Raw genomic sequence first — 11,621 nt, 5'->3', positions numbered from 1 at the left:
GGGAAGATGGGCAGTCATGGTCGCAGGTATGCCCAAGCAACTTGGGTGGGCTTGCTCCTGATTTTTGTGGCGAGCTGCATCTTTGGAGGGATCGCAAATGCGGGTACGGTTACTGCCTCAACAGGAGGAAGCGCGATTCCTTCAAACACGGCTCCTGGGTGTAGCGCGGCCGGCACCTGGACATCGTTGAGCGGTCCGGTGTATGACGAGGCAAGCTCAGGGGAGGTTTCGACAGGCACCATCATTCTCAATGCGCCGAGCGGTTTTGAATTTGATACGGCAGCTGCTGTAAGCGTGGTGGTTACCGGCAACAACACCAATACAAGAAACATTAATGACACACCTACGGGCACAGCCGCAGCACCGGCGCCCACGGTTACTGCAACGCAAATCACTTTCACAGTTACGGCAGCCAGCTCAAGAACAAATTCATTGACCTGGCAAAACATTCGAGTTCGCCCTACGGCAAGCTCGCCGTTGGCGAGCGGCAATATTACCAAAACGGGTACGGCGACGATGGCTGGCGTAACCGGTGCGACAAATTTTGGGACTTTGACAGAAGTTGCCTCCTCACCGGCTTGCGTCACCGCAGCCACGGTAATCAACACCTACTATCCTGCCACCACCAGCATTGCAGCGGGAGCGACAACGATCTCGCTGGGTGCCTCATCAGGGGCTGCCACTCCGATTTCTGCTGGGGACCTGGTGCTCATTATGCAGATGCAGGATGCCACCATTAATGCTAACAATGATGACGGTTATGGCGATGGCACGACCGGCGATCTTGTGGGTAAAGGCGCGACGAGCGTGGGCAAGTCAGGGTTGTATGAGTATGCGGTTGCCTCCGGATTGTCGGGCAGCACGTTGACGCTGACCTGTGGCACAAGCAATGCCTACACAAGCGGTGGGCAAAGCCGTTTTCAGGTGATTCGCGTACCCGTTTATACAAACTACACGCTCGGCTCGATCACGGCCCAGGCATGGAATGGCAGTACGGGCGGCGTGCTGGCGTTTGATGTAACCGGGGTGCTCACGCTGAACTCGGCAACTGTGAGCGTGGACGGCATGGGCTTCCGCGGTGGTGCTGCGCGCGGCTCTACCACGGGTTCGGGAGCCTATACGGATTACCGCACGCTGGTGACGAATCTTGCCAATGGAACGAAGGGTGAAGGTATCGCCGGCACGCCATACTATGTGTTTACTGCTCCTGGTACTTTGACCAATACCGGGGTTGATGGCTACCCTAATGGCAGCTTTGCACGCGGTGCACCGGGCAACGCCGGAGGCGGCGGCACGGACAGGCACCCGTCGGCTAACGATGAGAACTCCGGCGGCGGCGGCGGCGCAAACGGTGGCTCAGGGGGTATCGGCGGAATTGGTTGGTGTGCCGCCTTTACTACTACTGCACCCTATTATGGTTGCGGCTATGCGGCGCTTGCTTCTGCCGCCAACCCAGCGGGGAGTACGGGTGGGTTTGGCGGTGGCTCCGTGTCCAGTATCGGGGCGGCTCGTCTGACCTTGGGTGGAGGTGGTGGATCCGGCACCACCAACAACTCGACCGGTAGTCTCGGCGCATTGTCCTCCAGTGGTGCCGCCGGGGGTGGCATCATCATGATCCGAGCCGGTAGTATGACCGGTTCCGCGATATTTAATGCTAGCGGCAGTAATGGCGACAGTACTGTCGGTAATGATGGTAGCGGTGGAGGTGGTGCAGGTGGAATGGTACTGATCAATGCAGCTTCTGGAATTGGGGGCGTGACCATCAACGTAAAAGGCGGTATTGGTGGCTCCAATCTCGTGCCGCCCGGCAGCACCTCGACGCCTCACGGGCCGGGTGGCGGTGGCGGCGGCGGTTACGCCATCACCTCGGCAACGCCGGCAGCATGCAATAACGGGGGAGGGGTTAATGGCGTCACCTATAACAATGGCGCGCTGTTTGGAGCATATGGTGCCATGCCGGGTGGCTCGGGTAGTTGCACTGCCACTCTGACCGCAGCCCAGATTCCGGGTGCGCCAATTGGCCCGGTGTCCCCCTGTTCCGCTATCAGTCACTATGCGATCAGCCCGAATGGCAATGGGGTAACCTGCCAGCCTGAAGCCGTAACGATCACGCCGCATAGCGCGGTACATGCGGCGATGACGGCCACCAACACAACGACCATCTCGTTATCAGCCACCCTCGGCCCTGGCAACGGTGGCGCTGCGGCGAAGGGTAACTGGACAGCGCCGTCTGGGACATTGGGCACGTTCACGGCAGGTGCGGCCGACAGCGGTACGGCGACTTACACTTTCCCCTCGGCGGGGGCTTCTGGCGTGATCCTGAATTACCAGAATACGTGGGGACAAACGGTGAATTTTAATGTGTCCGATGGAACGGCGACGGAGCGTAGCGGGACGGCCAGCGCCGATACGCCTTACGACCCGGATATGAGCTGGACCACGGCCGGATTCCGTTTTGTCGATGCCAGCAATGCAGCCATTGGTGCGCAGACCGCCGGGGTGACCTCGGGAACGTACTATCTGCAACCTGTCCAGTCGAGTTGTGCAACCGCTGGAGCCCCGTGTGCCGGGGTTTGTGCAGATCTGACCAAAAACGGCCCTTTCGCCAACGGCACGACCACCACTATCGACCTTGCCTATGCTTGCACTGACCCGGTAACCTGCAGTTGCACCAGCGCACCGGCAACGTGTGTCTCTAATGCTTTGCCAACGCTGACTGTAACCAATAACGCCAGCAATTATTATGTGCAAGGTAATAGTGGGTCGGTAAGTGGCTATATTCAGGTGCCCTTGAAGTTTGCCACGGCACCGGCTGGGGTTTGTTCCGGCGCAACGCCTTGTGCGGCCGCGCCGTTTACCTTCAATTTCACTGACGTCGGAGAAATCACCCTCAATGCGCGTTACAACGTGGCACCGGGCGGGGGTGGTGCCGGCACTTCAGTGGGCAATCCACTGCAGATGAAGGGTATCAGCGCGCCATTTGTCGTCAAGCCCTATGATTTTTCAATTATTCCTTGCACTTCTGCAACACCTTGCCTTATTGGGCCAGCAGACCCTGGTCTGACAGGTGGTGGCGGTATTTTTATCAAGGCGGGCAACCCATTTAATGCCACCATTACCGCGCGGGGATTTGGCGGAACAGCCACGCCGAATTTCGGCCTGGGGACGGCAAAGGGCACGGAAACAGTGACTCTGACGAGAACGCTGATGGCGCCCGCGGCTGGTTCTTCGGGTACTCTGACAGGCACAGGGGCGACAACACCGCTTTACCGCAGCAGTTTTATTAACGGCGTTGCCTCAGTCAGTAATTTAGCCTGGGATGAAGTGGGCGTGATCACGCTGACGGCAGTAAATTCGACTTTTCTAGGGCAGGTGCTGTCGACTGCAGCCACTAGTGGCAATGTCGGGCGTTTTATCCCCGATCATTTTGGACTCACCGGTTCGGTGGTGACCCGTAGTGACCTCCAGTCCAGCGAGGGGCAGGCAGTGCCTTTTACCTACATGGACGAGCCGATGAAGTTGACGCTTCTGGTCACGGCGTACTCCGCGGGAGATAGCGTAACGCAAAATTATATCGGGAATTTCGCGAAACTCGACGCCGCGGTGTTGGGAACCGGAGGAGACTGGTTCAACACCGGTTGTGCAGCCAGCACTCAGTGCATGGGGCTGGGTGCGGTGAACGGCACGACAGGACTTTCCGGGCGGTTGTCTATCGTTGGCGCTGGTGCTTATGCCGGGGTCGGTGCCCCGACGAGTTCGTGGGCTGCCGGTGTTGGTACCTTCACGGCGCATGTGAAGCTGAATCGCAACTCGACGCCGGACGGCCCCTATCAGCTGCTGAAGTTTGGTGCCATGCCGCGGGACAGCGAGGGCGTAACTTTGCCAGGACCAGCTTCAGCCGATACCCACAAGGTCAATCTTGACGCTACCGCCGGCAACACCCTGGCCAGTAATCCCGATGGCACGAACGAGCGCAAGCTGCTATTTGCCACGGATGTGCGTTTTGGTCGTTTGTGGATGGGCAACGCCTACGGGCCTGAGCAACGCGACCTGAGCATTCCTTTCGAGGCCCAATACTGGAATGGCAACACTTTTATTAAAAATACGGCTGACAGTCTGACCCGTATCGCAAAGGCTAACATCGGGCTAGGTAATCATCAGCCGTCGGGATTCTCGTCGAGCGTCGATTTGACACATATTCCCGCTGGCCCATTCCTGGTCGCCAGTGGTTCGGGATCGCTTACACTCGTCAAACCCAGCGGCTCACCGCTTTCCGGTAGTGTGGACATCGTGTTTGACCTCGGGTCGACAGTGACCACTAACACCAGCTGGGTGTCCTCCCAGCCGCCAACGGCAGGAGCGAATATGGGGTATTTGCGCGGCAAGTGGTCTGGTACGGCCTACGACCGGGATCCGACGTCTCGCGCCACTTTCGGTATATTTGGCAGCAGCTCCAAAAAAGGCCCGATCTATCTTCGGGAGAACTACTAGGGCGGAATGTATAGTCAATTGACAACAATGGGTTATTCATTTAACTTCAGGCTAATTATTTAATCAGCGACTTTGAATGCTTTTTTTCGACAAAAAACCCCATGAACCCGGTTGGATGGCCATGCAGTTCACCCCTGAAGGAGTGAGCCTGGTTCACGTGCGTCAAGTGACGGACAGCAAGCCGTTGGTGACGCTTTGTGCACTTTCTCCGTCGAGCGTGGTAGATGTCCCTGTTTTGGAAAAATTGGCTAAAGAGCGCCATCTCAATCGTTACCATTGCAGCTTTCTGCTGAATTCCGGTGAATACCAGTTGCTGGTGGTGGAAGCGCCTAATGTTCCTGCCACTGAACTGAAAACGGCGGTGCGCTGGCGCATCAAGGATATGCTGGATTTCTCAGTGGACGATGCGACGGTGGATGTGCTCAATATTCCCGCTGACAAGAACGCACAGGCTCGTACTCGTTCGCTATATGCCGTGGCGGCACGCAATGAGGTGATCCGCAAGCGCATGGTGGATTTCGATGCGGTTAAGGTACCCGTGAGCGTGATCGATATTCCCGAGTTGGCGCAGCGCAATATTGCGCACCTGCTGGAGGACAGTGGGCGCGGTTTGGCTCTGTTGTCTTTCGGTGAGAATGGTGGCCTGCTGACTTTTACTTTCGATGGTGAGCTGTATCTGTCGCGCCATATTGATGTTCCGCTGTCACTGCTAAACCAGCCGGGTAGCGAGCAGCAGCGCCATTTTGAGCGCATTACGCTGGAATTGCAGCGTTCGATGGATCATTTTGAGCGCCAGTTCAGTTTTATTGCCATCAGCAAGCTGGTGCTCGCCCCCTTGCCTTCGGCAGTTAATCTGGAAGCGTATCTGGCGACCAATTTGTACTTGCCGGTGTCCACCCTGAATCTGGACGAGATATTCGATTTCTCTGCGGTTTCCGGTGTGGGGTCGGCGCAGCGGATGCAGTGCTTCCTGGCCTTGGGTGCTGCACTGCGCACGGAGGGTATGGCGCGATGAGCCAACAGATCAACCTCTTTAATCCCGCCTTCCGCAAGCGGCGCGAGTGGTTTGTTGCGTCGATGGTTGTTCCTGCACTAGCTGCGCTGGTGCTGATCATGGTGGTTGTGTATGGTTACCAGTACCGTCAGGTGATGCTTCTGGATAAGCAAATTAAAACCGGCGCCACCAGTCTGGCGCAGGAAAAGGCCAGGCTAGCCGAGTATTTGCCGCGCGAGAAAGATGCGGTACTGGAAAAGCGGGTGGCAGATATGGGGCGGCAACTCAAAGGTGAAGAGGCGGTGCTGGAAGTGCTGCAAAATGGCAGCCTGGGTAATACTCAGGGGTATTCCGGCTATATGCGTGCTTTTGCGCGCCAGACTGTGAATGGGTTGTGGCTGACTGAATTCGGCATCAAGGGGTCAGGCAAGGAAATGCTCCTGGGTGGGCGGACGCTACGCCCGGAACTGGTGCCAGCTTATATTCTGCGCTTGAACCAGGAAGCGGCGACGCAGGGGCGTGATTTTGCTGCCATGGAAATACAGCGGCCGAAGGCGGAGCCTGAATCTAAAGACAAGCCGCTAAAAGTGCCAAATTATCTTGAATTCAGGCTGCATTCCGGCACTGCGGAGGGGGTGAAGTGAAGCAATATTGGGAACGTTATGCTGCGCTCCTCAACGCCCGCAATTCGCGCGAACGCGCCCTGATTTTTGTTATGGTGATGGTGGTGGTGTGGGCCCTGCTCAGTGCACTGTTTCTGGATCCGCTGCTGGCCAAAAAGAAACGCCTGACTCTGGAAGCAACTCAGCAGCAGACGGAAATACAACAATTGCGGGCTCAGATCGAGAATATGTTGAGCGGTGGCAGGGTTGATCCCGATGCGGCTACCCGGGCCATGCTGGCGGAACTGAACCAGAAGCTGGAGCAGAGTCGTGCTGCGTTGCAAAGTGTGCAGCAAAGTCTGGTGCCGCCGGAGAAAATGGCGCGACTGCTGGAGGATGTACTGACTCAAAACCGCAATTTGAAGCTCGTGTCACTCAAGACTTTGCCAGTCAGCGGTGTGCTGGAGACGCCAGCTGATGCTGCTGCGCTCAAAAATGAGGAGAAAACCCCAGCGAGCCCGGCGATTTACAAGCACGGTGTAGAGATCACCGTATCTGGCAGTTATGCCGAGCTGACGCAATACCTCGATACAATGGAAAAGCTGCCATGGCGGATGATCTGGGGCAAGGCTGAAATGCGGGTAGAAGAATATCCCCTCGTAGTTCTGACGATTACGCTGTATACGTTGAGTATGGACAAGACATGGTTAAGCGTGTGAAAACAATTCTTTTCACGCTTGCTCTGGGAGTCGGGGCTGCCCAGGCCTTGGCGGCAGAGATGTTGCCCGACCCGACTCGACCCCCAGTCGAGGCAGGTGTTGTAGAATTCGCTGGTACGGCAGCGACCGGGCCGGTGCTGCAATCTGTCATGATCCGTCCGGGCCATCGGACTGCCTTGATCAGTGGTCAGCTAGTGGTAGAGGGCGAGCGTTTCGGTGACGCCAAACTGATTAAAATCAGCGAGAGCGAGGTGACCCTTATCGGGCCTGAAGGCAGACAGGTGCTCAAACTCTTTCCGGGGGTGGAAAAAAATTTCGCCAGACCGCCACGGCGAGAAGTGCTGAAACGTGACAAGAACAAGTCAAAACTCAACTATGAGCAAAAGGCATTATAATGCGGAAAGCATATTTCGGACTGTTGATATTGGCCTTGTCGGGCTGCGCCTCTCAGGAAAAGCATGGTGCAACTTTGGATCAAATCAATGCGGAGTTGACCAGAGCGAGCCAGGATAGAGCCCAAGCGGTTCAGAGTGATACATTGGGTACGGCCTTGTTGCCGCCGCTCAAGGTCGAGATGCCGCGTGTGGGCGGCAAGCCACTGGAGCAGAAATTTGATTTGGTGGTCAATAATGCGCCAGCCAGCCAGGTGTTCATGGGAATTGTGAATGGCACGCGTTACAGCATGCTGATCCACCCCGATGTGAGCGGTTCGGTTTCAGTTAATTTGAAAGATGTGACGGTATTCGAGGCGCTTGACGCTGTCCGCGAAATCTACGGTTACGAATATAAAGTGGACGGCTCGCGCATTTACATTCAGCCGCTGGCGATGCAGACCCGTATCTACAAGGTGAATTACCTGGTTGGACGGAGAGTCGGGGGGTCTGATACTCGGGTACACTCCGGTTCGATCAGCAGCGTACCATCCACTCCGGGCACCTCCGCCACGGGTACGACCTCCTCCACAAGTGGCGGAGTTTCCTCTTCGCAGGATAGCAGCACCATTTATACCTCGACGCGCAATGATTTCTGGGGAGATCTGGAAGATTCGGTACGTACCGTGATTGGCTGCAAGATGCCAACCCGTTCAGGAGGAGGCGTTTCTACTGCTGGCAGTGGCGCTCAGGCAGGGCGAACTGTGGAAACAGTATCTGGCCGCGGTGTCGAGGGGTGTGATGGGGGCCGTAGTGTAGTTATTAATCCTCAATCCGGGGTGGTGCTGGTGCGCGCGATGCCGGCCGAGTTGCGTGACGTTTCGACATTTTTGAATGCTTCCCAGTTGTCCGTTGAACGCCAAGTGATTCTGGAAGCCAAGATTCTTGAAGTGGAATTGAGTGACGGTTACCAGGCGGGGGTGAACTGGGGGGCATTCAGAACCGGCTCGAATAGTCGTCTCTCGACTGGAAATGTCTCACCTGGGACAGTACTGCAAACCAGTGGCCCCTTGGCGACGGGCGCAACCGCCATGGATTTTGCTGCTCGCACCTATACCAATCCGGTATTGGATGCGCTTCCTGGTGTGAGCATGGTCACTAATCCCGCCAATGTTGGCGGCCTGTTTGGCCTGGCATTTCAGACCAGCAATTTTGCTGCTCTGATCCAGTTCCTCGAAACCCAGGGCAATGTGCAGGTACTTTCCAGTCCGCGTATCGCCACTCTGAACAATCAGAAAGCCGTATTGAAAGTGGGTACCGATGAGTTTTTCGTTACCAATGTCAGCACCACCACGACTACCGGCACATCGACCACGACTACGCCTTCTGTGACATTGCAGCCTTTCTTCTCCGGTATCGCGCTGGATGTGACGCCACAGATCGATGAAAACAACAATATTACGCTGCATATTCACCCTTCGGTCAGCAAGGTGACCACGGTTAACAAAGTGGTTGACCTGGGGTCGGCAGGTTCGATTAACCTGCCTCTGGCCTCCAGCAATATTTCTGAAACCGACAGTATTGTGCGCGCCCAGGATGGGCAGATTATTGCAATTGGCGGCTTGATGAAGCAGGCGACAAATGATGACCGCTCTCAATTGCCTGGTGCAGGTGATGTTCCGGTGCTGGGAAACTTGTTCCGCAATACCAACCGCTCGACAGTAAAGCGGGAACTGGTGATTTTGCTTAAACCGACGGTAATTCAGAGCGATGCCAACTGGCAGCAGGATATTCTGCAAAGCCAGCAGCGCATCCAGGATTTGAAGCGTGAACAGAAAGTCCTGAATGCAGAGCGGCAGTAAATGTATCGTGAGCATTTCGGGCTGACTGAACTTCCTTTCGGGATTACACCGGACACCAGTTTTTTCTTTGCCTGCTCGCGTTATCAGGAAGCGTTGAACACATTGCTGGTCGCTGCTCGCAGCGGTGAGGGTTTCATCAAGATCACGGGCGAGGTGGGGACGGGCAAGACCCTCCTGTGCCGTACCTTTCTGTCCTCATTGCAGGATGATTTCGTTACCGCTTACCTCCCCAATCCCTACCTCGAACCGCGCACTCTGATGCTGGCTCTGGCCGAGGAACTGGGGGTTCCGCAGGAGCGGGATGTCGACCAGTATCATCTGCTTAAATCCCTCAATACCCGATTGCTCGAATTGGCGCGCGACGAAAAGCGCGTGCTGTTGTGCCTCGACGAGGCTCAGGCGATGCCGCTGGAAAGCCTGGAGGCGCTGCGCCTGCTCACCAACCTCGAAACCGAGAAGCGCAAGCTGCTGCAGATTGTTCTGTTCGGACAGCCCGAGCTGGATCAGAAGCTGGCACAGGAATCGGTTCGTCAACTCAAGCAGCGCATCACCTTTCACTATCATCTCAGCCCGTTGAGCCGGGAGGAAATGGTGCACTATATCGAGCATCGATTGCGTGTGGCGGGGTACAAGGGGATGCGCCTGTTCCATAAAGCGGCGGAGCGCGCGCTGTATCAGGCCAGCACCGGTGTGCCACGACTGGTGAATATTCTGGCGCATAAAGCCCTGCTCATGGCTTATGGAGAAGGTCGGTATGAAATCACTGCGCGGCACGTCAAGGCAGCGGCGATGGATACACCTGCAGCCAGCCGACAAAAATTCAATTTGTGGCGGTGGCGAAGATGAGCCTGATTAATCAAATGTTGCAGGATCTGGAGCAGCGTCGGAGCCAGGGTGGCGAAAGTGGATTGCCCATGGGCGTGAGGGCGGTTGCGTCGCGCGGCAGCGAGCGGCGCAGTGGCTGGTGGGTGGCAACGCTGGTGGTTTTGCTGGGAATTATTGTCGTGCTGGTGTGGTTGTTGCAGCGGCAGCGGCCGGTTGTGCCGGTCAATCCGCCGGTAGCGCCGGTTGCAGTTCAGCCGACCGTTGCTCCGGTTGCGCAGCCTACTCCCGTACCGAACCCGGACATGACGAGTCGGGTGGATATTCCGGCCGCACCGAAGTCAGCTGTAGCTAAAAAGATAGAGTTGCCCCCAGCCACCCGAGCCAAGGCGCCCAAAAAATTGCCTGAAGTCGCGTCGCCTGCCAGTACTTCCGTAGAAAAAATAAAGGGTGTGGAGGAAGTTCGGTCGGCGCCGAGTAAAAGCGACGGCGCAGGAAAAAAGGCAGAGGCTATTGGCGTCGCTCCAGTCAAGCAAATTTCTCCGCAGCAGCAAGCCGAATATCTATATCAGAAAGCGGTTGCCCTGCTTCAGCAGGGGCGCGTGACAGAGGCGCAAGAAAGCCTGGGGGAATCCCTCAGGGTCGCCCCCGATCATGCTGTATCACGCCAGGCTCTGGCGGGTATTCTGGTGGAAAAAAAGCAATATGCGCAAGCGGAACAACTGTTGCGCGATGGTTTGGGGCGAGGGGGAAGTCAGCCGGAATTTGCCATGGCCATGGCACGTATTCAGGTTGAGCGCGGCGATGGACGTGGCGCTCTCGAAACCCTGCAGCAAAATCTGCCGGGGGCGAAAGATCATGCCGGCTACCAGGCTTTTCTGGCGGCTTTGCTGCAACGCCAGGGGCAGCACAAATCGGCGATCGAGCACTATTTGACTGCGTTGCGGTTGGCTCCCGCTTCTGCATCTTCACTGGTGGGCCTGGCGATTTCTTTGCAGGCTGAAAACCACCCGGCGGAAGCCCAAGAGGCGTTTCGCCGTGCCAAAACATCAGGAGGGCTGAGCCCTGAGCTGCAAAACTTTGTCGAGCAACGTCTGAAACAGCTTCAGTAGCAGCCCGTTAACTCTGGTGCGGAGTACGCGCCACCACCCAGGCGCAGACTTCGGATGCGCCTTGGCTTTTCAAAATTCGGCTGATCTCGTTCAGGGTCGCTCCGGTAGTCATCACATCGTCCAGCACGGCAATGGTTTTCCCGGTTAGATCAAGGTCGCAGGTAAAGGCTCCGCGCACGTTGCGGCGGCGCTCTTTCCATTTCAGTCCAGCCTGGGTCGGTGTGTCGCGCATGCGCTGGCAGAGATCCGCAGTGAGCGGAATACCCAGCCAGCGTGAAATCGGCTTGGCGATTTCCAGCGACTGGTTGAAGCCACGCTCCTTGAGTCGCCCCGGATGGAGCGGCATCGGCATCAACAAGTCCGGCTTAGGGTGGTGCGCGGCGAGCTGAGCCAGTGGTTTCGCCAGTATTTCGGTTAGCGCAAGATTGCCCGAATATTTAAAGGCGTGGAGCAGGCGATCAATCGGAAAGTGATAACTGAATGCCGCCAGGGTGCGGTCAAAAGCAGGCGGGTGCTGCAGGCAGGCGCCACAGACTTGGCCGCTCGGGGTGGGAAGGGCGCATACCGGGCAGGCAGGCGCCAGGTAATGTGAAAGGTCGGCGTCGCAAGCCGTGCACAAAAGGCGATTTAAAGTGCCTGCACCGCAAA

At 56.7% G+C, this 11,621-nt stretch carries 10 protein-coding genes; 8 read left to right on the top strand and 2 right to left on the bottom strand.

The genetic code is table 11. The features are described from left to right. Positions 1–14 precede the first annotated feature (14 nt). A complete protein-coding gene (locus tag SCD_RS13240; RefSeq protein WP_009207564.1) occupies positions 15–608 on the bottom strand; it encodes a hypothetical protein in 594 nt (197 codons plus the stop codon). A 106-nt stretch (positions 609–714) separates the two neighbouring features. Here SCD_RS13240 and SCD_RS15880 point away from each other — a divergent pair, with 106 nt between their 5' ends. The 8 genes from SCD_RS15880 (at position 715) to SCD_RS15870 (ending at position 10,973) form a co-directional block, all read left to right on the top strand. Beyond that, positions 715–4,491, top strand: a complete 3,777-nt coding sequence (locus tag SCD_RS15880) for a DUF6701 domain-containing protein (protein WP_009207565.1) — start codon at positions 715–717, stop codon at positions 4,489–4,491. A 76-nt stretch (positions 4,492–4,567) separates the two neighbouring features. Continuing rightward, the gene (pilM, locus tag SCD_RS13230; protein WP_009207566.1) at positions 4,568–5,506 is read left to right on the top strand and encodes a type IV pilus biogenesis protein PilM; all 939 of its coding nucleotides are present in this window, start codon (positions 4,568–4,570) and stop codon (positions 5,504–5,506) included. After that, complete coding sequence (locus SCD_RS13225) at positions 5,503–6,129, top strand: hypothetical protein (protein ID WP_009207567.1); 627 nt, start codon at positions 5,503–5,505, stop codon at positions 6,127–6,129. Before pilM ends, SCD_RS13225 begins: the two co-directional genes overlap by 4 nt. Continuing rightward, positions 6,126–6,806 carry a type II secretion system protein M gene (locus tag SCD_RS13220; RefSeq protein WP_009207568.1) on the top strand — a complete coding sequence of 227 codons (681 nt, stop codon included), beginning with the start codon at positions 6,126–6,128 and terminating at the stop codon, positions 6,804–6,806. The genes SCD_RS13225 and SCD_RS13220 overlap by 4 nt, the downstream gene beginning before the upstream one ends. Further along, positions 6,803–7,201 carry a hypothetical protein gene (locus SCD_RS15875; RefSeq protein ID WP_023507024.1) on the top strand — a complete coding sequence of 133 codons (399 nt, stop codon included), beginning with the start codon at positions 6,803–6,805 and terminating at the stop codon, positions 7,199–7,201. The genes SCD_RS13220 and SCD_RS15875 overlap by 4 nt, the downstream gene beginning before the upstream one ends. Continuing rightward, on the top strand, positions 7,201–9,039 hold the full coding sequence (mshL, locus tag SCD_RS13210; protein ID WP_009207570.1) for a pilus (MSHA type) biogenesis protein MshL: 1,839 nt from the start codon (positions 7,201–7,203) through the stop codon (positions 9,037–9,039). Before SCD_RS15875 ends, mshL begins: the two co-directional genes overlap by 1 nt. Further along, positions 9,040–9,885: an ExeA family protein gene (locus tag SCD_RS13205; RefSeq protein WP_009207571.1), complete on the top strand. Its 846-nt coding sequence runs from the start codon at positions 9,040–9,042 to the stop codon at positions 9,883–9,885. It abuts the gene before it with no gap. After that, a complete protein-coding gene (locus tag SCD_RS15870; RefSeq protein WP_009207572.1) occupies positions 9,882–10,973 on the top strand; it encodes a tetratricopeptide repeat protein in 1,092 nt (363 codons plus the stop codon). Before SCD_RS13205 ends, SCD_RS15870 begins: the two co-directional genes overlap by 4 nt. Positions 10,974–10,980: 7 nt before the next feature. On the opposite strand, the gene SCD_RS13195 is transcribed toward SCD_RS15870, so the two are convergent. Then, entirely contained in the window at positions 10,981–11,592 is a 612-nt protein-coding gene (locus SCD_RS13195) for a ComF family protein (RefSeq protein WP_009207573.1), read from the bottom strand. Positions 11,593–11,621: the final 29 nt, after the last annotated feature.

Origin of the sequence: Sulfuricella denitrificans skB26, from assembly GCF_000297055.2 — a bacterium.
In the GTDB taxonomy this organism is placed as follows: Bacteria; Pseudomonadota; Gammaproteobacteria; order Burkholderiales; family Sulfuricellaceae; genus Sulfuricella; species Sulfuricella denitrificans.
The sequence above is the reverse complement of the archived record's forward strand: the minus strand, read 5'-3'. Positions and strand labels throughout refer to the sequence as shown.

What these genes read in the sequence shown, in the direction of transcription:
- SCD_RS13225 (WP_009207567.1), top strand. Translation starts at nt 5,503, where the DNA reads ATGAGCCAACAGATCAACCTCTTTAATCCCGCCTTCCGCAAGCGGCGC.
- SCD_RS15880 (WP_009207565.1), top strand. Translation starts at nt 715, where the DNA reads ATGCAGATGCAGGATGCCACCATTAATGCTAACAATGATGACGGTTAT.
- SCD_RS15870 (WP_009207572.1), top strand. Translation starts at nt 9,882, where the DNA reads ATGAGCCTGATTAATCAAATGTTGCAGGATCTGGAGCAGCGTCGGAGC.
- SCD_RS13205 (WP_009207571.1), top strand. Translation starts at nt 9,040, where the DNA reads ATGTATCGTGAGCATTTCGGGCTGACTGAACTTCCTTTCGGGATTACA.
- pilM (WP_009207566.1), top strand. Translation starts at nt 4,568, where the DNA reads ATGCTTTTTTTCGACAAAAAACCCCATGAACCCGGTTGGATGGCCATG.
- mshL (WP_009207570.1), top strand. Translation starts at nt 7,201, where the DNA reads ATGCGGAAAGCATATTTCGGACTGTTGATATTGGCCTTGTCGGGCTGC.